At 61.3% G+C, this 20,058-nt stretch carries 18 protein-coding genes; 15 read left to right on the forward strand and 3 right to left on the reverse strand.

Annotated features, from left to right (window positions below):
- Positions 1-103: 103 nt before the first annotated feature.
- Positions 104-2,632, reverse strand: a complete 2,529-nt coding sequence (locus ACT3TP_RS10445; RefSeq protein WP_096285178.1) for a DEAD/DEAH box helicase — start codon at positions 2,630-2,632, stop codon at positions 104-106.
- Between the two features lie 77 nt (positions 2,633-2,709).
- Between ACT3TP_RS10445 and ACT3TP_RS10450 the strand changes: the two genes are divergently transcribed.
- Both ACT3TP_RS10450 and ACT3TP_RS10455 read left to right on the forward strand, forming a co-directional pair.
- Complete coding sequence (locus ACT3TP_RS10450; RefSeq protein WP_444615315.1) at positions 2,710-3,501, forward strand: methyltransferase domain-containing protein; 792 nt, start codon at positions 2,710-2,712, stop codon at positions 3,499-3,501.
- Positions 3,502-3,541: 40 nt separating this feature from the next.
- Positions 3,542-4,021 (forward strand): GNAT family N-acetyltransferase, encoded by a 480-nt coding sequence (locus tag ACT3TP_RS10455; RefSeq protein ID WP_444615314.1) that lies wholly within the window; start codon positions 3,542-3,544, stop codon positions 4,019-4,021.
- Between the two features lie 28 nt (positions 4,022-4,049).
- Here ACT3TP_RS10455 and ACT3TP_RS10460 read toward each other — a convergent pair whose 3' ends face one another.
- On the reverse strand, positions 4,050-4,703 hold the full coding sequence (locus ACT3TP_RS10460; RefSeq protein ID WP_444615313.1) for an MBL fold metallo-hydrolase: 654 nt from the start codon (positions 4,701-4,703) through the stop codon (positions 4,050-4,052).
- An 82-nt stretch (positions 4,704-4,785) separates the two neighbouring features.
- Here ACT3TP_RS10460 and ACT3TP_RS10465 point away from each other — a divergent pair, with 82 nt between their 5' ends.
- The gene (locus ACT3TP_RS10465) at positions 4,786-5,163 is read left to right on the forward strand and encodes a GntR family transcriptional regulator (RefSeq protein ID WP_096285172.1); all 378 of its coding nucleotides are present in this window, start codon (positions 4,786-4,788) and stop codon (positions 5,161-5,163) included.
- Positions 5,164-5,329: 166 nt separating this feature from the next.
- On the opposite strand, the gene ACT3TP_RS10470 is transcribed toward ACT3TP_RS10465, so the two are convergent.
- The gene (locus ACT3TP_RS10470; RefSeq protein ID WP_444615312.1) at positions 5,330-6,160 is read right to left on the reverse strand and encodes an SDR family NAD(P)-dependent oxidoreductase; all 831 of its coding nucleotides are present in this window, start codon (positions 6,158-6,160) and stop codon (positions 5,330-5,332) included.
- A 385-nt stretch (positions 6,161-6,545) separates the two neighbouring features.
- Between ACT3TP_RS10470 and uvrA the strand changes: the two genes are divergently transcribed.
- From uvrA to secG, 12 genes are all read left to right on the forward strand, one after another.
- A complete protein-coding gene (gene uvrA / locus ACT3TP_RS10475) occupies positions 6,546-9,416 on the forward strand; it encodes an excinuclease ABC subunit UvrA (protein ID WP_444620555.1) in 2,871 nt (956 codons plus the stop codon).
- 97 nt (positions 9,417-9,513) lie between these two features.
- Positions 9,514-10,212 carry an HAD hydrolase-like protein gene (locus ACT3TP_RS10480; RefSeq protein ID WP_444620577.1) on the forward strand — a complete coding sequence of 233 codons (699 nt, stop codon included), beginning with the start codon at positions 9,514-9,516 and terminating at the stop codon, positions 10,210-10,212.
- Positions 10,212-10,883 (forward strand): lysophospholipid acyltransferase family protein, encoded by a 672-nt coding sequence (locus tag ACT3TP_RS10485; RefSeq protein ID WP_096285164.1) that lies wholly within the window; start codon positions 10,212-10,214, stop codon positions 10,881-10,883. The genes ACT3TP_RS10480 and ACT3TP_RS10485 overlap by 1 nt, the downstream gene beginning before the upstream one ends.
- Positions 10,884-10,885: 2 nt before the next feature.
- Positions 10,886-12,823: an excinuclease ABC subunit UvrC gene (uvrC, locus tag ACT3TP_RS10490; protein WP_096285162.1), complete on the forward strand. Its 1,938-nt coding sequence runs from the start codon at positions 10,886-10,888 to the stop codon at positions 12,821-12,823.
- Positions 12,824-12,832: 9 nt separating this feature from the next.
- Positions 12,833-13,726, forward strand: coding sequence for an RNase adapter RapZ (rapZ, locus tag ACT3TP_RS10495; protein ID WP_096285160.1), 894 nt, complete (start codon positions 12,833-12,835; stop codon positions 13,724-13,726).
- 6 nt (positions 13,727-13,732) lie between these two features.
- Positions 13,733-14,758 carry a gluconeogenesis factor YvcK family protein gene (locus ACT3TP_RS10500; protein WP_096285158.1) on the forward strand — a complete coding sequence of 342 codons (1,026 nt, stop codon included), beginning with the start codon at positions 13,733-13,735 and terminating at the stop codon, positions 14,756-14,758.
- A gap of 27 nt (positions 14,759-14,785) precedes the next feature.
- The gene (whiA, locus tag ACT3TP_RS10505; protein WP_096285156.1) at positions 14,786-15,766 is read left to right on the forward strand and encodes a DNA-binding protein WhiA; all 981 of its coding nucleotides are present in this window, start codon (positions 14,786-14,788) and stop codon (positions 15,764-15,766) included.
- Between the two features lie 62 nt (positions 15,767-15,828).
- The gene (locus tag ACT3TP_RS10510; protein ID WP_096285154.1) at positions 15,829-16,458 is read left to right on the forward strand and encodes a superoxide dismutase; all 630 of its coding nucleotides are present in this window, start codon (positions 15,829-15,831) and stop codon (positions 16,456-16,458) included.
- A gap of 199 nt (positions 16,459-16,657) precedes the next feature.
- On the forward strand, positions 16,658-17,665 hold the full coding sequence (gene gap / locus ACT3TP_RS10515; protein WP_096285152.1) for a type I glyceraldehyde-3-phosphate dehydrogenase: 1,008 nt from the start codon (positions 16,658-16,660) through the stop codon (positions 17,663-17,665).
- Positions 17,666-17,681: 16 nt separating this feature from the next.
- Positions 17,682-18,908, forward strand: a complete 1,227-nt coding sequence (locus ACT3TP_RS10520) for a phosphoglycerate kinase (protein ID WP_444615310.1) — start codon at positions 17,682-17,684, stop codon at positions 18,906-18,908.
- A gap of 4 nt (positions 18,909-18,912) precedes the next feature.
- Positions 18,913-19,728, forward strand: a complete 816-nt coding sequence (tpiA, locus tag ACT3TP_RS10525) for a triose-phosphate isomerase (protein WP_096285148.1) — start codon at positions 18,913-18,915, stop codon at positions 19,726-19,728.
- Positions 19,729-19,750: 22 nt separating this feature from the next.
- Complete coding sequence (gene secG / locus ACT3TP_RS10530) at positions 19,751-20,002, forward strand: preprotein translocase subunit SecG (RefSeq protein ID WP_096285146.1); 252 nt, start codon at positions 19,751-19,753, stop codon at positions 20,000-20,002.
- Positions 20,003-20,058: the final 56 nt, after the last annotated feature.

Consider the following 20,058-nt stretch of genomic DNA (forward strand, 5'->3'; position numbering starts at 1 on the left):
AACCCTGCTGCCACAAAAGTGGCGGTTCTCATGCACCTGAATCAGGTGTATGACAACCGCCACTAGGTGAGCTAAAGGCAAGGCAATCGACTGCCGAGGAGAACTAGTCCATTCGTCCGACCGCGGTGACCGTAACTACCGGGGCGCCGAGTTCATCGGAGTCGTCCAAGGAGATGGTGGCGTTGATTCCCCAGTCATGGTGCTCTTCCGGATCGGCGAAGATCTGGCGGACCTCCCAGATCCGGTTCGGCTTCTCGGTGACCACAAAAAGGTTCGAGCCGCGCCCGTTCGGGCCGTCATCGATGTCCTCGTGTTCCTCGAAGTAGTCATCCATGGCCTCGGCCCACGCCTCGGCAGCAAAACCGCTATGCCCATCGAGTTCGCCCAAGGCCTGATCTTGTTCATCGGCGAAGAGCTTGACCCGGCGGAACATCTCGTTGCGCACCATCACCCGGAAGGCACGCATATTTGTGGTCAACTTCTCCGGGGCGGGGGGAGCGATCTCGGTTTCCTCGTGCAGTTCGCCGCGGGAGAGCTCCTCCCATTCGTCGAGCAGCGAAGAGTCAATCTGGCGGATCAGCTCGCCCAGCCATTCGATGAGGTCTTCGAGGTCTTCGCGCAGCGAATCCTGCGGCACGGTCTGGCGCAGGGCCTTGTACGCGTCGGTGAGGTAGCGCAGCAGCACACCTTCGGAACGAGCCAGCTGGTAGTACTGGACGAAGTCCGAGAATCCCATGGCGCGTTCGTACATGTCGCGCACGACGGACTTGGGCTGAAGCTCGAAGTCCGCCAACCAGGGGGCACCGGAACGGTACTGTTCGAAGGCCGCCTCGAGCTTCTCCGCCAGCGGCTGCGGGTAGGTGACCTCATCCAGGGCCGCCATGCGCGCGTCGTAGTCCAGGCCGTCGGCCTTCATCGCGGCAATTGCCTCGCCGCGGGCTTTCTTCTCCTGGCCCGAAAGTACCTGGCGCGGCTTCTCCAGGGTCGCCTCGATCACCGAGACGACATCCAACGCGTAGCTGGGGGATTCTGGTTCGAAGAGTTCCAAGGCCGCCAGGGCAAATGGCGACAGCGGCTGGTTCAGCGCGAAGTTCTGCTGCAGATGCACGGTCAGCTCGTAGTAGTTGCCGTATTCATCGGGTTCCGCGCGCCGCACCACCACGCCGGTGGCGATCAGCTCGCGCAGAATGCCCAGGGCGCGCAGCTTCAGCTTGCGCTGCGAGGCGGGGGTCTCATGGTTCTCGGTGAGCAGGCGCATGGCCGCTTCGAAGGCATTGTCCTCGCGTTCGAGCAGGTTCAGCAGCATCGAGTGGGAGACCTGGAAGGAGGACTTCAGCGTTTCCGGATCGGCATGCACGATCTTGTCGTAGGTCTTCTCGCCCCAGGTGACGAAGTTCTGCGGCGGCTTCTTCTTCGGGATCTGCTTGAGCTTTGAGGAGCCCTCGCCGTGCTTCTTCAGGGCCTTTTCCATGGCCTTGTGGTTTTCGATCGCATGCTCGGGGGCCTGGACCAGCACGGTGCCGGCGGTGTCGAAGCCGGCGCGCCCGGCGCGGCCGGCAATCTGATGGAATTCGCGGGCGTTGAGGGTGCGGGTGCGGGTGCCGTCGAACTTGGACAGCGCGGTGATCAGCACCGTGCGGATCGGCACGTTGATGCCCACACCCAGGGTGTCGGTGCCGCAGATGACCTTGAGCAGTCCGGCCTGGGCGAGCTGTTCGACCAGCCGGCGGTACTTGGGCAGCATGCCGGCGTGGTGCACGCCGATGCCGTGGCGCACCAGCCGGTTCAGCGTCTTGCCGAACCCTGCGGCGAAGCGGAATCCGGCCACCAGCTCGGCGATGCGGTCCTTTTCCTCGCGGGTGCACACGTTGACGCTCATCAAGCCGGTGGCGCGATCGATGGCGTCCAGCTGGGAGAAGTGCACGATGTAGATCGGGACCTGCTGGGTTTTGATCAGTTCCTCGACGGCTTCCTGGACCGGTTCCATCGAGTAGTAGAAGTGCAGCGGGATGGGACGCTCGGAGTGCGCCACCGTCACGGTGGTTTTGCCGGTGCGGTCTTCAAGCTCCTTCTCGAAACGGCTGACGTCGCCCAGGGTGGCGCTCATCAGCAGGAACTGCGACTGCGGCAGCTCGATGAGCGGCAGCTGCCAGGCCCAGCCGCGCTGCGGATCTGCGTAGAAGTGGAACTCGTCCATGATGACCACACCCGCATCTGCGCGCGAGCCTTCGCGCAGGGCGATGTTGGCCAGGATCTCGGCGGTGCAGCAGATGATCGGCGCGTCGGCATTCACCGAGGAATCGCCGGTGACCATGCCGACGTTTTCGGCGCCGAAGATCTTGCACAGGTCGAAGAACTTCTCCGACACCAGGGCCTTGATCGGGGCGGTATAGAAGCTGATCTGGTCGCGGGACATCGCGTAGAAGTGCGCGGCAATGGCGACCAGCGACTTGCCCGAGCCGGTGGGCGTCGCCAAAATGACGTTGCTTCCGGCGGCCAAGGCCATCGAAGCCTCGTCCTGGGCAGGGTATAGGTCGATGCCGCGGGTGGTTACCCAGCGGCCAAAGGACTCGTAAATCTCGTCGTCGGAAACGTTCTTCGCATCTGCAGGCAGGTAATCGGTGAGCAACATGATGTTCTAAGCCTATCCGTTGAGAACTGCGACCGGAGGCTAGCTGAACGCTGAGCCGTGGTACTAGGCTCGGAAATATGAAGTGGAACCCGAACAAATACGCTGAATTCGCGGATTACCGCGGACGACCCTACGAAGACCTGCTGGGCCAGCTAGGCGGAATCATCCCCAAGCAGATTGTCGATCTGGGCTGCGGGCCGGGAGACAAGACGAGCTTGCTGGCCGAGCGGTGGCCGCAGGCGCAGGTGACCGGATTGGATTCTTCCCCGGAGATGATCGCCCAAGCCAACGGCGCGGTGCAGCAGCCGAATCTGGGCTTCGAGCTGCTCGACGCACGCCACTGGCACCCGGGACCCGAGATCGACCTGCTCTTTTCCAACGCCATGCTGCAGTGGCTCCCCGAACACCGCGAACTGCTCAAAAACTGGTTGGGTGATTTGAAGGCCGGCGCCTACGTCGCAATCCAGATGCCGGGAAACTTCGGCGCTGCCTCCCATGCGGTGATGCGTCAGGTGGCCGACTCTCAGAAGTGGGCAGGCAGGCTCGGCGGCGTGCTGCGGCACGAAGACGTGGTGGGCGAACCACAAGAGTACCAGCGGCTATTGCTAGAGGCAGGGTTCCAGGCAAATGTGTGGGAGACGACCTACCACCAGGTGATGGTGGGGGAGAGCCCGATCCTTGACTGGGTGCGAGGCACCGCGTTGCTGCCCATCAAGGCAACACTGCCCGAGGACGAATACCTGGATTTCGAAGCGGACTACTCCGCTGCCGTCGCCGAGCATTACCCGTCATTCACGGCACCGGACGGTGCCAAGCTGACGAACTTTCCCTTCCGGCGCATCTTTATGGTGGCACGCAAGCAGGGCTGAATCACTGGTGCCGCCGCTGGACATGGAGGACAATGGCCGCATGGAAAAGCGGCGCACCCACTTGGCTACGGCGGAAGATTGCGCGCAGCTGGCCAAGCTGCAGGCTGATTTTAATGCGGAGTTCGGTTCTCCCTGCCCCGCGGAGCAGATACTAGCCAGGCGGTTGCGGGGCATGCTCGCTGGCCCGCACTGTTATGCAGTGCTCGCCGGTCCTGCATCTCAACCATCGGGTCACGCCATCGTTACCCTGCGGCCAACCATCTATTCCGACGGACCGCTCGCGGTGCTTGATGAGCTGTATGTGCGCCCTCCACTGCGCGGCCAAGGCATCGGCGGCGCCATCCTTGATCATGTCCTGATCCAGCTGGCCGCGCGCGGGGGCAGCGAAATGCACATCAACGTGGATGAAGACGATGCGCAGACTCGTCGCTTTTACGAGGACCGCGGGTTTGTGAACCACGCACCGGGCAGTGAGTGGCGGATGCTGCTCTACCTGCAAGAATTGCCCACCGGGCCGTAGCCTGACGGGCAATTCTTCAAAGTATGGACTACCAGCCGCGCTGGCGCCATTCATCGAGGTGCGGGCGCTCGGTGCCTACGGTGGTGGAGCCGCCGTGACCAGGTAAGACGGCGGTTTCATCTGGGAATTTTTCGAAGATACGTTCGGATACGTCGTTGAGCAACGACTCGAACCGCTCCGGGTCCTCCCAGGTATTGCCTACACCCCCGGGAAATAGGCTGTCTCCGCTGAAGATGACCTGTTGTCCCGAGGAGTCGTGCAATGCATAGGCGATCGAGCCCGCGGTGTGCCCGCGAAGGTGAATGGCCTCAAGCTCCATCTCGCCAACGGAAATTCGATCGCCATGGGTCAACCCGTGGCTAATCTTCACGCCGGACTCCTTGGCGATACCGTCGATATCTTCGGCGCCTGCGTACGTGGGAACGGTGAAGCGTTCGACGACCTCGGCCAGGGCCCGCACGTGGTCCCAATGCTCATGGGTCGTGGCGATGCCAACGACCTCTGGTTCGGGGCCATCCTTGGCGGCGCTGGCCACGAGTTCAAGAATCGCAGGAGTTTCGTCGGCCGCATCGATCAGTAGTTGTTTGCCACTGGCCCGTTCGGTGACCAAGTAAACGTTGTTGTTCATTTCCGAGACGCTCACCGACCGAATCGTGACGTCGGCTAATAGAAGTTCACTCATACCCATTACCCTACGGTGGCGACTGGCTTGAACGCGATAGGCTCAGTGAATCAACTAAAGCATTGCACCGAATGGAGCGCCCATGGCCAATCTGGATTTCATCCGTATCGACTCGAAATCGGCTGTCGCACCGTACCAGCAGGTACGAGAGCAAATCCTGGCACGTATTGCGGGTGGAGATTTGGCACCCGGAACCAAGCTTCCCTCGGTGCGGGCGCTCGCCGGTGACCTGGATCTTGCGGTGAACACGGTGGCTAAGGTCTATAAGGAGCTGGAAGCCCAAGGCGCGGTCGTGACCCGCGGGCGGCACGGAACCATCGTGCAAGCGGCCGAGGATCGTGCCCAGCAAGAAGTCAGCGATGCCGCAGCCGATCTGGCACGCGTTGCCCAGACCTGGTCGGTGGACGAAGAAACCGCGGTCAGATACCTGCGCGCCGCTTTCAGCTCGCTGCCCCGTTAATTAGTGGCCTTCGGGCCATGGGGCACCGGGCTGTGCGAGGCGAGCTAACCCGAAACGCGATTTGAGTGTCCCTAGAGGTTGGTTCATGCAAGTTGGGCCCAAACCGCACTGCACCAGAACCATCGGCAGATTCTGCGCCACGCTCAGATAACTCGGGCAAATCCTGTCAGTTGGCGGTTCGGAGCAGTGAAGCCGACTTCTTCCAGAGCTGTTCTGCGAACTTCGGGTTGTGCATTTCGGCACTTACCCTTGTCGCTATCCTGCGGGATTCATAGTAGGAACCCGGCAGGAAAGTCGTTCCAGGAGTCCCTTCCGCGAGCCAAACAAGCTGATCTGACCCTTTTTCGGGAGTGACCGTAAATAGTCGTTTGAGTGGCCCGTGGTAAATGCGCCGCATGAAATGCGTAGTTTCGCTGGCAAAGCTGCTGGCGACGATACCCGGATGGAAAGCAACGGCAGCGACGCCTCGTGGTCCGAACCGGTGCTGCAATTCCTGAGTGAAGAGGATGTTAGCGAGTTTCGCGTTGCCATAGGCTTTCTGCGGGGCGTAGCCCACGGTATTCTGCAGGTCTTCGATATCCATCCGCCCGAAGATCCGAGCGGCCGCACTGGCTGTCTGGATAATCGTTGCCTTGCCGGCAAATAGCGCTGGCATGAGCAAGCTGGTGAGCAGGAACGGAGCAAGGTGGTTGACCTGGAAAGTGGTTTCATGCCCATCAACGGTTTGGGTTCGCTTACCCATGATCCCGCCTGCGTTATTCGCGAGCACGTTGATTTCCGGGTATGCCTTCAGCAGATCATCTGCCAGCTTTCTGACTTGGTTCAGCTCCGCGAAATCCGCGACATAGTAAGGCACAGACAGCTCTGCGGCGATGCTTTTGGTTTTGCCCTCCGAGCGCCCGACGATGACGACGCGATGGCCACGGCCAACCAGCGTGCGCGCGGCGGCCGCACCGATGCCGTCGCTGCCGCCGGTGATGATAATGGTTTTGCTCATGGTGGATACATTTCCTCAATGCCGGCGCGGGAGCTCAGCCTCCCATTATCCGAGCGAACTGGCAAGTCATCCCAGCGGACGCCGGTGGCCGTATTTAGTTGAAGGCCAAGGGTTCCGTGGCCGGGCTGGAGCACCTCGCCCAGACGCGCAAGCAGCAAGGCTCGTCAAGAAAATTTTATGGGGACATGCCAAGTGGATGAACGCTGCCGACGCTGGTGCCTAATCGTCTGGTTTCTCCTGCTCGATCCGTTTGAGGCCCCAAACGGCCGCCGACCAGCAAATCTTCAGGGCTGGAAATGCCCGGGATATCGCCCTGCGCGAAAGTAACGCGCATTTGTGCCAAGCACCACGTTTATTCGAAGTAGTTTTCGATTAGTATTGCTTCGTGGCTATTACTGCAGAAAGCAAAAAACTGGATTTGTCCCGTCTGATCGTCAAGGGTGCGCGCGAGCACAACCTGAAGAACGTAGATGTGGATCTTCCGCGCGACGCGATGATCGTCTTTACCGGCTTGTCCGGCTCCGGCAAGTCATCGCTGGCCTTCGACACGATTTTCGCCGAGGGCCAGCGCCGCTACGTCGAATCCCTGTCCGCCTATGCACGGATGTTCCTGGGCCAGGTCGACAAGCCGGATGTGGACTTCATCGAGGGGCTTTCCCCGGCTGTGTCGATCGACCAGAAGTCCACGAGCCGCAACCCGCGGTCCACCGTGGGCACCATCACCGAGGTGTATGACTACATGCGCCTGCTTTGGGCCCGTGTAGGACGCCCGCACTGCCCCGAATGCGGGGAGCCCATTTCGAAGCAGTCGCCGCAGCAGATCGTCGACCAGCTGCTGGAAATGCCGGAGAAGACCCGCTTCCAGGTGCTGGCCCCGGTGGTGCGCGCCCGCAAGGGCGAGTTCGTTGACTTGTTCGCCGAGCTCTCCTCCAAGGGATTCTCCCGTGCCAGGGTCGACGGCAAGACCATTCAGCTGACCGAGCCGCCCAAGCTGGCCAAGCAGGTCAAGCACACCATCGAGGTGGTCGTTGACCGCCTCGCCATAAACGACACGGTGCACCAGCGGCTGACCGACTCGGTGGAAACCGCACTGACTCTGGCCGATGGCCGCGTGCTGGTGGACTTCGTGGATCTGGCGGAGGATGACCCGAAGCGCGTCCGTGCGTTCTCCGAGAACCTCGCCTGCCCGAACGAGCACCCGCTGGCCATCGATGAGATCGAACCCCGGACCTTCTCCTTCAATAACCCCTTCGGCGCCTGTTCCGCCTGCAGCGGCATCGGCACCAAGCTTGAAGTCGATGAGCACCTGATCGTCCCGGATGCCGAGGTCAAGCTGGCCGACGGGGCCATCGCGCCGTGGTCCTTGGGCAAGGCGACCACCGAATACTGGAACCGGTTGATCGAGGGGCTCGGCAAGGAGCTGGGCTTCGGCATGGACACCGCCTGGAAGGACCTGCCGGCACCGGCGCGCCAGGCGATCCTGAACGGCAAAGACCACAAGGTCGTCGTGCAGTACAAGAACCGTTTCGGCCGGGAGCGCAAGTACTCCACCGGATTCGAAGGCGTCATCTCCTATGTGCACCGCAAGCATGAGGAAACCGAATCGGATCACGCACGCGACCGCTACGAGCAGTACATGCGCCAGATTCCGTGCCCTACCTGCGGCGGCGCACGCCTGAACCCGGCCTCGCTGTCGGTGCTGATCGGCGGCAAGTCGATCGCCGCGGTGGCTGCCATGGATCTGCGCGCGGCGGCCGAATTCCTCACCACCTTGGAGCTCAGCGACCGCGAGGCGCAGATCGCCACCCAGGTGCTGAAGGAAATTGGCGCGCGCATGAAGTTCCTGCTGGACGTGGGCCTGGAATACCTGACCCTGGAACGCGCCGCGGGCACCCTGTCCGGTGGCGAGGCGCAGCGCATCCGCCTGGCCACGCAGATCGGTTCCGGGCTGGTCGGCGTGCTCTACGTGCTGGACGAGCCCTCCATCGGCCTGCATCAGCGCGACAACCGCCGGCTGATCGAAACCCTGCTGCATCTGCGTTCGCTGGGCAATACGCTGATCGTCGTCGAACACGATGAGGACACCATCGCCGAGGCGGATTGGATTGTGGACATCGGTCCGGGCGCAGGGGAGCACGGCGGTGAGGTGGTCCATTCCGGCTCGCTGGAGGGGCTGAAGGAGAACACCCGCTCGCTGACCGGAGACTACCTCTCCGGGCGCAAGCAGATCGAGCTGCCGAAAAAGCGCCGCAAGGCCGACAAGAAGCGCATGCTCAAGCTGGTGGGCGCGAAGGAAAACAACCTGCGGGACGTCACCGTGGAGTTCCCGCTGGGCGTGCTGACCGCCATTACCGGTGTCTCAGGTTCGGGCAAGTCGACGCTGGTCAACGACATCCTGTACAAGGTGCTGGCCAATAAGCTCAACGGCGCCAAGCAGGTTCCCGGCCGCCACACCCGGGTGCTGGGCCTCGAGCACCTGGACAAGGTCGTGCACGTGGACCAGTCGCCGATCGGGCGGACCCCGCGGTCGAACCCGGCCACCTACACCGGAGTTTTCGACAATATCCGCAAGCTCTTTGCGGAGACCAATGAGGCGAAGCTGCGCGGCTACCAGCCGGGCCGCTTCTCATTCAACGTCAAGGGCGGGCGCTGCGAGTCCTGCTCGGGTGACGGCACGCTGAAGATCGAAATGAACTTCCTGCCGGACGTATATGTGCCGTGCGAGGTCTGCCAGGGCGCGCGCTACAACCGCGAAACCCTGCAGGTGCTCTACAAGGGCAAGAACATCTCGGACGTGCTGAATATGCCGATCTCCGAGGGCGCCGAGTTCTTCGCCGCGTTCACCCCGATCGCCCGCCACCTGAGGACCCTGGTCGATGTGGGACTGGGCTATGTGCGCCTGGGGCAGCCGGCCACCACGCTTTCGGGCGGCGAGGCGCAGCGTGTGAAGCTCGCCGCGGAATTGCAGAAGCGCTCAAACGGCCGCTCCATCTACGTGCTCGACGAACCGACCACCGGTCTGCACTTCGAAGACATCCGCAAGCTGCTGCTGGTTCTGCAAGGACTGGTGGACAAGGGAAACACCGTGTTGACCATCGAGCACAACCTGGACGTCATCAAGTCGGCCGACTGGGTGATCGATCTGGGGCCGGAAGGCGGCTCGGGCGGCGGAACGATTTTGGCCACCGGAAGCCCGGAATCCGTGGCGAAGGTCTCCGCATCGCACACCGGAAAGTACCTGGCCGAAATTCTTTAAAACCTCAAATCCGGAGCGAGGCGGACCCGCGGAATATGCGTTTTCAGTTATGGATTCCTAACGTGAGTCCGCTTCATGGGATGATGTCTAAGTGAATATGTCGGTAACAAGCGTGCTCTTTGATCTGGACGGGACTCTCGTGGACCCCGCAGGTTCCATTACATCCGGAATTCGTCATGCCCTCGCGGCGCATGATGTCGCCGATCCCGGAGAGGAAGCCGTCGAGGCGCTGGTGGGTCCACCGCTGCAAATCGGCCTGCGCACCCTGGACGGTGTTACCGATGAGAATATCGATCAGATCATCGCCGCATACCGGGCCCGGTACGCCGCGGTGGGCATGGCCGCCTCGCGGGTGTACCCGGGACTGCGTGAACTTCTGGCTGCGCTCCGCGCGGCCGGAATCTACGTCGCAGTGACAACGGCCAAGCCGGAGCCCATTGCGCGGGAGCTGATCGCCAAGCAGGGACTGGACTCCTCGCTGGACGCCATCTTCGGCAACGCCTCGGAGCACGGCTCCATGGGCTCGAGCAAGACGCATATCGTCTTGGCCGCACTGCAAGCGGGCGACCTGGATCCGGCGCGCACCGTGGTCGTCGGCGATCGCTACTACGACCTGGACGCGGCGCGTGAAAACTCGGTGGCATCGATTGGTGTCAGCTGGGGTTTTGCGCTTCCCAATGAGCTGGATGCGGCAGACCACCTGGCCGATAGCGTGCATGAGCTCGCGGTCTTGCTGCTGGACGCAGAACGCGCCGCTGCGCTAGACGGACAGCCGATGCAGGAGGGCCTGAAGTAATGAGCCTCTACACCATGACCCGCTCCTCGATCCGCGGCATGCTCCACACCTTGTGCCGTCCGGAGATCACCGGCATCCATAATGTGCCCAAAGAAGGTGGCTTCATTGTCGCCTCAAACCACTTGTCCTTCCTCGACTCGATCATCGTCCAGGCGTTGACCCCTCGCGACGTCGCGTTTTTCGCCAAAGCCGAATACTTCACCACCCCCGGGCTCAAAGGCAAGGCGATGAAGACCTTTTTCGAATCCGTGGGTTCGATCCCGGTGCAGCGCGGTGAACAGGCGGCCTCCGTGGCGGCTCTGGATTCGCTGGTGGACATCGTCGAAAGCGGAAGTGGAATCGGCATCTATCCGGAAGGTACCAGGTCGCGCGACGGCAAGCTCTACCGCGGCCGCACCGGCGTGGGCTGGCTGGCCCTGACCACAGGCGTCCCGGTGATCCCGGTGGGACTGATCGGCACCGAGAAGCTGCAGCCGGCCGACACCAAGGGCATTCGCCCGACGAAGTTCTCCATTCATTACGGGGAGCCGCTGTACTTTGACCAGCTGGGCCGCAAGCACCCGCTGCCCGAACGCCGCCGCGCGACGGACCGGATCGTTGACGCGATCGCCGAGCTGAGCGGTCAGGAACGTGTCGACTCGTACAACCAGTTGCCGCCGGACGCGAAGTAGCCATGGCAGATCCAGCCAGCTACCGTCCGAAATCCTCGGATATCCCCACCAAACCGGGTGTCTACCGCTTCCGCGACGAGCACGGCCGGGTCATCTATGTGGGTAAAGCCCGTGTCCTGCGCAATCGTTTGGCCTCATATTTCGTTAACCCCGAACGCCTGACCGCTAAAACGCGCACGATGGTGTTCACCGCGGCCAGCGTCGAATGGACAACCGTCGGATCCGAGCTGGAAGCCCTTCAGCTCGAGTACACCTGGATCAAGGAGTACACTCCGCGATTCAACATTGTCTTCCGCGATGACAAGACCTACCCGTACCTTGCCATCACGATGGACGAAAAGTTCCCGCGCGCCCTGGTCATGCGCGGGGACAAGCGCAAGGGCGTGAAGTATTTCGGCCCGTTCTACCCGGCCAAGGCGATCCGTGAAACCCTCGATACGCTTCTGCGCGTCTTCCCGGTGCGCACCTGCGCGCCCGGGGTGTTCAAGCGTGCCGAAGCCTCGGGCCGGCCGTGCTTGCTGGGGTATATCGATAAATGCTCCGCGCCCTGTGTCGGCCGGATCTCGCCGGAAGACCACCGGGCATTGGCCGATGACCTGTGCACCTTCATGGGCGGCGAGGCGGGAAAGTTCACCCGCGAGCTGACCGCGCAAATGCACGCTGCCGTCGCCGATCTCGAATACGAACAGGCGGCCCGCTATCGCGACGACATCGCCGCCCTGAACAGGGTTTTCGAGCGCAATGCGGTGGTGCTTGCCGAGAGCACCGAAGCGGATATCTTCGGCATTCACGCCGATGAACTTGAAGCCGCGGTGCAGGTCTTCCACGTGCGCGATGGCCGTATCCGCTCGCAACGCGGATGGGTGGTCGAAAAGGTTGCGGACCTGACCGACGCCGAATTCGTCGAACAGCTGCTCACCCAGGTGTATGCCGATCATGCCGACCGGATCCCGCGCGAAGTGCTGGTGCCCACCTTGCCCGATGACCTTGAAGATGTGACCACCTGGCTGACCGAACTGCGTGGCTCGAAGGTATCCCTGCGCGTCGCGCAGCGTGGTGACAAGGCGGCGCTGGCATCAACCGTGGTGGAGAACGCCGAACAGGCGTTGCGCCTGCACAAGTCCAAACGCGCCGGCGACATTTCGACCCGATCGGCCGCGATGCAGGAACTGCAGGAGGCGCTGGGAGCGGAAACCGCCCTGTTGCGCATCGAATGTTACGACGCGTCGCATACGCAGGGGACCAACGTCGTCGCCTCGATGGTGGTCTTCGAAGATGGGCTGCCCAAGAAGAGCGAATACCGAAAATTCTCGATTACCGGTGATGCCGCGCGGGATGACACCGCCAGCATGTACGACGTGATCCACCGGCGCTTCAGCCGGTACCTGAAGGAAAAAATCGACCCGGAGACTTTTAATACCGGCGAGGTTGAGCCCGGTGCCAGCGACGTCAAGAAATTCGCTTACCCGCCGTCCTTGGTGATCGTCGACGGTGGCCCGCCGCAGGTAGCTGCTGCTCAAAAAGCCCTCGATGACTTGGGGATTGATGATATTCCCGTCGTTGGCTTGGCGAAGCGGCTCGAAGAGCTCTGGCTGCCGGAGGACCCCTTCCCGGTGATCCTGCCGCGTGCCTCGGCGGCGTTGTACCTGGTGCAGCGCCTGCGCGATGAGGCACACCGCTTTGCTATTACCTTCCACCGAGCCAAGCGTTCGAAGTCGATGATTTCCTCGGATTTGGACGCCATTCCGGGCTTAGGCAAATCGAAGCAAGAAGCGCTCCGCAAGCACTTTGGATCGATGAAAAAGATCCGGGCCGCGTCCTTGGAGCAGCTCATGGCGGTGTCTGGAGTCGGGGAAAAGCTTGCGACTTCCATCAAAGAATCCTTGGAAGATACTTCACGTGCGGGTGTGAACATGACTACCGGTGAAATTCTCGACTAGCCTTGAGGTATGACCACCGAGTATGAAGCTGTAAAACCTCCGGAATCCGAGCTCGTGATCGTCACCGGCATGTCAGGCGCCGGTCGAACCACCGTGGCCCACGCACTCGAAGACCTGGGCTGGTATGTGGTGGAGAACCTGCCGCCTTCCATGCTGGGTATGCTGACCGAGCTCATGAGCCGTTCCCAGGGAACCATTCCACGATTGGCAGTGGTCATGGATGTGCGCTCCAAAGATCTCTTTCCAGAAATTCGTGAATCCCTGGCGCTGCTCACCAGCGGCGGGGTGAAATACCGCCTGGTCTATTTGGATGCCAGCGATGAGGTCCTCGTGCGGCGCTTTGAACAGGGCCGCCGCCCGCACCCATTGCAGGGCGACGGGCGGATCGTCGACGGCATCAAGCGGGAGCGGGACGTGACCGGACCGTTGCGTGAAGCCGCTGAACTTATTCTGGACTCCTCATCCATGTCGGTGCATGACCTGGCGCGTTCGGCGAATGAGCTATTTGCCGAATCGGGCCCGATCATCTTGCGGATCAACGTGATGAGCTTCGGGTTCAAATACGGTCTGCCCACCGACGCCAACTACGTGGCCGATGTGCGCTTCATTCCGAACCCGCACTGGGTTCCGGAATTGCGTCCGCAAACCGGCAAGGACAAGGAAGTCTCGGACTACGTCCTGCGCCAGCCGGGAACCAACGAATTTATCGAAAACTACCTCAAGGCACTGGAACCAGTCTTCGAGGGGTACCGCCGAGAGAATAAGCACTACGCGACGATTGCCGTTGGCTGTACGGGCGGCAAGCACCGTTCGGTAGCCACGACCATCGAATTGGGGCGCCGCCTGGCGCAGCTGCCCAATGTGCGTGTGAACATCACGCACCGTGACTTAGGCCGGGAGTAGTCCTCGATGGCATTCGCAACGGGACCAATCCCGATTCAAGGCCTTACCCGGCCCGATGATATGCGCAACCCCTCGGTGGTTGCGCTGGGTGGTGGACATGGCCTGTCTGCTTCGCTTTCGGCGCTGCGCCGGCTCACCACCGAACTGACGGCCGTGGTGACCGTGGCCGACGACGGTGGAAGTTCCGGAAGGCTGCGCGGTTCCTTCGATGTGCTTCCCCCGGGGGATCTGCGCATGGCACTGGCCGCGCTGTGCGACGACAACGACTGGGGCCGCACCTGGCGCGATGTCATGCAGCACCGGTTCAAATCCGACGAGCATCCAGAAGAGCCGCTGAACGGCCATGCGGTGGGCAACCTGCTGATTCTCGCGCTCTGGGAACTGCTTGACAGTCCGGTAGCCGGACTGCGCTGGGCCGGCGCCTTGCTTGGCGCCCGCGGTCAGGTGCTGCCCATGAGCACCGTTCCGCTATCGATCCACGGTGAAGTTCTTGAAGCCGACGAAGTCACCGATACCCTGATCAAGCGTCGGATAGATGGCCAGGCGCAGCTAGCCGCAGCGGGAGGTGGGGGACTGGTCTCCAAGGTGTATTTGGAACCAGACGGAGCTCCTGCCTGCCCCGAGGCGTTGGACGCGATCGAATTGGCTGACTGGATCATTCTGGGCCCAGGCTCGTGGTACACCTCGGTGCTTCCGCATCTGCTGTTGCCCGATATGCGTCAAGCCATTGCTGATACCACGGCGAAAAAACTGCTGACCATGAATCTATCCGTTGACACCGCCGAAACCTCGGGAATGGATGCCGCAGCGCATCTGGAGGTTTTAGGACGTTACGCCCCGAACGTGCAATTTGACGCGATTATCGCTGATGAATCACGGGTTCGTAACAAGGAGAGATTTGAGCTGGCAGCGCAAAAACTCGGGGCACGTGTCTTCTTTAGTAGAGTAGGTGTATCTGACGGTCGTGCCGAGCACGACCCGTTGCGCTTAGCGGCGGCCTATCATGAGGTGTTTACCGCAATAGGATCCTGATCGGATCTATGTAAGGGAGTTTGATTCATGGCATTGACGGCTTCCGTCAAAGACGAGCTGTCGCGGGTTGAGATTCGCAAGCCATCGGTACGCAAGGCCGAGGTTTCGACCATGCTCCGCTTCAGCGGCGGACTGCATATTGTCTCCGGGCGAATAGTAATCGAGGCCGAGGTTGACTTGGCTGCGACCGCTCGCAGGCTCAAGGTCGCCATTGGCGAGCTTTACGGACACGACGCGGAGATTGTCATGGTCTCCGGTTCCGGCATCCGCAAGGGCAGCCGATACATCGTGCGCGTCGCAAAGGACGGCGAAGTTTTGGCACGCCAAACCGGGCTTCTCGACCAGCGCGGACGTCCGGTACGCGGACTGCCCTCGGTGATCGTCAACGGTTCCACTGCCGATGCCGAAGCGGTTTGGCGCGGCGCGTTCTTGTCCCACGGTTCACTCACCGAACCGGGACGCAGTTCGGCACTTGAAATTACTTGCCCCGGCCCAGAGGCCGCACTCGCCCTAGTCGGTGCTGCTCGGCGCCTGGACCTGACGGTCAAGGCGCGTGAGGTACGCGGCGTGGACCGTGTGGTGATTCGCGATGGCGATGCCATCGCCCAACTTTTGACACGCATGGGCGCACACGACGCGCTGATGGTGTGGGAAGAGCGCCGCATGCGCAAAGAAGTCCGCGCCACCGCAAATCGGCTAGCGAACTTCGACGATGCAAACCTGCGCCGCAGCGCCCAAGCTGCTGTGGCTGCCGGCGCGCGCGTGGAGCGCGCACTGGAGATTCTTGGCGACGAGGCGCCTGAGCACCTGCGTTATGCCGGGGTGCTTCGCCTGGAGCACAAGCAAGCGTCGCTGGATGAATTGGGCCGCATGGCCGAACCTCCAATGACCAAGGACGCGATTGCCGGCCGGATCCGCCGGCTTTTAGCCATGGCGGATAAAAAAGCTGGTGATCTGGGAATACCTGGAACCGAGTCCAGTGTTCCAGTAGATGAACTGGAACAGTAAAAAGTGTCCCCGCGGGAGGCCTTCCGCGGAGATTCAACCAATTGAGAAGATTGAGGAGAATCATGGCTGTCTATTCACTGCCAGAACTGCAGTATGACTACGCTGCACTGGAGCCGAACATCTCGGCTCGCATCATGGAGCTGCACCACTCGAAGCACCACGCAACCTACGTTGCAGGCGCTAACTCGGCGTTGGAGCAGCTGGCAGAAGCCCGCGAAAAGGGCGAATTCGGTAACATTCCGAAGCTTTCGAAGGATCTGGCGTTCCACTTGGGTGGACACACCAACCACTCGATCTTCTGGAACAACCTCTCCCCAGAGGGCGGCGACAAGCCAGTAGGCGAGTTGGCAGCGGCCATCGACGAGTTCTTCGGCTCCTTCGACGGATTCCGCGGTCACTTCACCGCTTCGGCAATGAGCCTGCAGGGCTCGGGCTGGGCAATTCTGGCCTACGAGCCGCTAGGTGGCCAGCTGGTCATCGAGCAGCTGTACGATCAGCAGGGCAACGTCCCAGTGGGAACCATCCCACTGCTGATGCTGGACATGTGGGAGCACGCCTTCTACCTGGACTACGTCAACGTCAAGGCCGACTACGTCAAGGCCTTCTGGAACATCGTGAACTGGGCTGATGTCCAGGCTCGCTTCGAAGCCGCTCGCAATGGCGCTGCTTCGCTGGTGGTTCCAGGTAAGTAATTATTGCCGAATTAACCTTCTGGTAATTCAGCTCACATTCTGTGCGAATTTCGCGTAGGATGTATCAGGTGTGTTGCAGACCTCGTGTTTCACGAGGTCTGCAACTCACGACACAACGGAGTGTCCTCTTAGATAAGCAGGCCACTTCCGTGAAAAGCACGGCAGTGGCGCAATCATCCCATTTAGAGGAGATAGCCACATGACTACTCGTGTTGGAATCAATGGTTTCGGTCGTATCGGACGCAACTTCCTGCGTGCCACTCTGGCGCACAAGGCAGACATCGAAATCGTTGCAGTCAACGACCTCGGTTCCATCGATGCACTGGCGCACCTGGTGAAGTTCGATAGCGTTCTGGGCCCAGTCGGCGAAGCAGTATCCGTAGATGGCGACACCATCGTCGTCGGAGAACGCCGCATCAAGGTGCTCTCGGAGCGCGACCCGGCAAACCTGCCATGGGGCGAATTGAACGTCGACGTTGTCATCGAATCGACCGGATTCTTCACCAAGGCTGCCGACGCTGGCAAGCACATCACCGCCGGTGCAAAAAAGGTCATCATCTCGGCTCCGGCCAGCGATGAAGACATCACCATCGTGATGGGCGCCAACCACGACAAGTACGATCCGGCTACGCACAACATCATTTCGAACGCATCGTGCACCACCAACTGCCTGGCCCCAATGGCCAAGGTTTTGAACGATGAATTCGGCATTGTTGACGGCCTGATGACCACCATCCACGCATACACCGCCGACCAGCGCCTGCAGGATGCACCGCACAGCGACCCACGCCGTGCCCGCGCCGCTGCGCTGAACCTGATCCCGACCTCCACCGGTGCCGCCAAGGCCATCGGCGTGGTGCTTCCGGAATTGAAGGGCAAGCTTAACGGTTACGCAATGCGCGTACCGGTACCAACCGGCTCGGCCACCGATCTGACCGTCAACCTGGCTCGCACCGCCACCGTTGAAGAAATCAACGCCGCCTTCGAAAAGGCTGCCACCGAAGGCAAGCTGGCCGACTACCTCGAGTACTCGACCGATCCGCTGGTTTCCTCCGACATTGTGACGAACAAGCACTCCGCCATTTTCGACTCCGGCCTGACCTCCGTGATTGGCAACACCGTCAAGGTTGTGGCTTGGTACGACAACGAGTGGGGCTACTCCTCGCGACTTGTTGACCTTGTTGAATTCGTGGGATCAAGCCTCTAGTCGATAACCTAGAGACATGTCTTCTCACACTCTCGACGAATTACTCGCTGACGGTGTCCGCGGGCGGTACGTATTGGTCCGAAGCGACCTGAACGTACCGCTCGACGGGGCGACCGTAACCGATGACGGACGCGTGCGCGCGTCCCTTCCGGTCATCACTAAACTGACCGAGGCTGGCGCCAAGGTCATCGTGATGGCACACCTGGGTCGCCCTAAGGGCCAGGTCGATTCGAAGTACTCCATCGAGCCTGCCGCTCACCGCTTGAACGAACTTGCAGACTTCGATGTCACCGTGGCAACGGATGTAGTAGGAGCTTCGGCTCGCGAATCCGCCGCCGCCTTGGCCGAGGGTGCGGTACTGGTCCTCGAGAACGTGCGCTTCGACGCCCGCGAGACCTCTAAGGTAGACGCCGAGCGTGAAGAATTCGCCACGGCGCTGGCCGCACTGACCGGCGACAACGGCGCCTACGTCAACGATGCCTTCGGTGCAGTGCACCGCAAGCACGCCTCGGTATTCGACATCGCTGCCTTGCTGCCGAGCTACCAGGGTGACCTGGTGGCAACCGAGGTCAAGGTTCTCAAGACCCTGACCGAAGCGCCAAAGCGTCCCTACGTGGTCGTCCTGGGTGGGTCGAAGGTTTCGGACAAGCTCGCGGTCATCGACAACCTGCTAGGCAAGGCCGATCAGCTGCTGATCGGTGGCGGCATGGCATTCACCTTCCTCAAGGCCCAGGGATACGCCATCGGCGGCTCGCTGCTTGAAGAAGACCAGATCTCGGTTTGCCAGGAATACCTGGCCCGCGCCGAAAAGCTCGGTTGCGACATCATCGTTCCATCGGACGTCGTCGTGGCCAGCAAGTTCGGGGCAGACGCCGAGCACGAGGTGCTTGCCGCCGACAAGATCGAAGAAGCCAGCTTCGGCTCGAACGGATTGGGCCTGGATATTGGACCGAAGTCCGCCGAGCTGTTCGCAAGCTACATCAAGAGCGCAAACACCGTGTTCTGGAATGGCCCAATGGGCGTCTTCGAGATCCCGGCCTTCGCCGAGGGCACCCGCACGGTGGCCCAGGCATTGGCAGGTTCCGAGGCGTTTAGCGTCGTAGGCGGTGGCGACTCAGCCGCCGCGGTACGTGCCTTGGGCTTCTCGGAGGACGACTTCGGCCACATCTCTACCGGTGGCGGAGCGTCGCTCGAATACCTTGAAGGCAAGACCCTGCCGGGTGTTGCCGCTTTGGAAGGCTAAATTTATGACGATGTCGAATAACGGCGCCTACGTGCGCCAGCCGCTGATCGCGGGCAACTGGAAGATGAACATGGACCACGTCCAGGGCATCACCCTGGTGCAGAAGCTCGCGTGGACGCTGAAGGATGCGCAGCACGATTACGACCGTGCCGAGGTTGCGGTGTTCCCGCCGTTCACCGACATCCGCGGTGTGCAGACCCTGACCCTGGGCGACAAGCTGGACGTCGTCTACGGCGCACAGGACCTGTCCGCACAGGACTCGGGAGCCTATACCGGGGAGATCTCCGGCCAGTTCCTGAATAAGCTTGGCTGCAGCTACGTGCTGGTCGGCCACTCGGAGCGCCGCGAATACCACAACGAGTCCAACGCTGTGATTGCCGCGAAGCTTGCCGCCGCGTACCGCCACGAGCTGACCCCGGTGCTTTGCGTCGGCGAAGGGCTCCAGGTGCGCCAGGCGAACGAGCATGTTGCCTACACGCTGAACCAGCTTGCCGAGTCCCTGGAAGGCGTCACCGCCGAACAGGCCGAAACCCTCGTCATCGCTTACGAGCCGGTGTGGGCTATCGGAACCGGCGAAGTGGCGGGCCCGGCCGATGCGCAGGAAATGTGCGCCGCGATTCGCGGAGCATTGATCGAGCGCTTCGGCGAGGAGATTGCGCAGAAGGCACGCCTGCTCTATGGCGGAAGCGTCAAGGCCGCAAATGCCGCGCAGATCATGCGTGAACGCGATGTTGATGGCCTGCTGGTCGGCGGTGCTAGTTTGGACGCCGAAGAGTTTGCTAATATTGTTAGGTTCGAGCACCATCTCGTCACCGACTGAATCTAATTAAGGAACCGTCGACTTGGATATCATCAAGATCATTCTGCAGGTACTGCTGGGTATCACCAGTGTCCTGCTCACCCTATTGATCCTTCTCCATAAGGGTCGAGGCGGCGGTATGTCCGACATGTTCGGTGGCGGCATGACCAGCTCGATGGGTTCGTCCGGTGTTGCCGAGCGCAACCTGAACCGCATCACCATTGTTCTTGGTCTGGTCTGGGGCGCGGTCATCATTGGCCTAGCCCTGGTCATGCGCTTCAGCATCGAGTCATAGCAGACAACTAGGAAAGGGGACCCACGACAGTGGGTCCCCTTTCCTAGTTAAGCCTC

The sequence above is a fragment of the Glutamicibacter sp. AOP38-B1-38 genome, from assembly GCF_052377485.1.
Classification (GTDB): Bacteria; Actinomycetota; Actinomycetes; order Actinomycetales; family Micrococcaceae; genus Glutamicibacter.

Bases quoted from the DNA above. Each gene is read 5' to 3' on its own strand.
- ACT3TP_RS10445 (WP_096285178.1), bottom strand. From the start codon at position 2,632: ATGTTGCTCACCGATTACCTGCCTGCAGATGCGAAGAACGTTTCCGAC.
- ACT3TP_RS10520 (WP_444615310.1), top strand. From the start codon at position 17,682: ATGTCTTCTCACACTCTCGACGAATTACTCGCTGACGGTGTCCGCGGG.
- ACT3TP_RS10460 (WP_444615313.1), bottom strand. From the start codon at position 4,703: ATGAGTGAACTTCTATTAGCCGACGTCACGATTCGGTCGGTGAGCGTC.
- ACT3TP_RS10470 (WP_444615312.1), bottom strand. From the start codon at position 6,160: ATGAGCAAAACCATTATCATCACCGGCGGCAGCGACGGCATCGGTGCG.
- ACT3TP_RS10455 (WP_444615314.1), top strand. From the start codon at position 3,542: ATGGAAAAGCGGCGCACCCACTTGGCTACGGCGGAAGATTGCGCGCAG.
- ACT3TP_RS10480 (WP_444620577.1), top strand. From the start codon at position 9,514: ATGTCGGTAACAAGCGTGCTCTTTGATCTGGACGGGACTCTCGTGGAC.
- rapZ (WP_096285160.1), top strand. From the start codon at position 12,833: ATGACCACCGAGTATGAAGCTGTAAAACCTCCGGAATCCGAGCTCGTG.
- gap (WP_096285152.1), top strand. From the start codon at position 16,658: ATGACTACTCGTGTTGGAATCAATGGTTTCGGTCGTATCGGACGCAAC.
- ACT3TP_RS10450 (WP_444615315.1), top strand. From the start codon at position 2,710: ATGAAGTGGAACCCGAACAAATACGCTGAATTCGCGGATTACCGCGGA.
- ACT3TP_RS10485 (WP_096285164.1), top strand. From the start codon at position 10,212: ATGAGCCTCTACACCATGACCCGCTCCTCGATCCGCGGCATGCTCCAC.
- whiA (WP_096285156.1), top strand. From the start codon at position 14,786: ATGGCATTGACGGCTTCCGTCAAAGACGAGCTGTCGCGGGTTGAGATT.
- ACT3TP_RS10465 (WP_096285172.1), top strand. From the start codon at position 4,786: ATGGCCAATCTGGATTTCATCCGTATCGACTCGAAATCGGCTGTCGCA.
- ACT3TP_RS10510 (WP_096285154.1), top strand. From the start codon at position 15,829: ATGGCTGTCTATTCACTGCCAGAACTGCAGTATGACTACGCTGCACTG.
- uvrC (WP_096285162.1), top strand. From the start codon at position 10,886: ATGGCAGATCCAGCCAGCTACCGTCCGAAATCCTCGGATATCCCCACC.
- ACT3TP_RS10500 (WP_096285158.1), top strand. From the start codon at position 13,733: ATGGCATTCGCAACGGGACCAATCCCGATTCAAGGCCTTACCCGGCCC.
- tpiA (WP_096285148.1), top strand. From the start codon at position 18,913: ATGACGATGTCGAATAACGGCGCCTACGTGCGCCAGCCGCTGATCGCG.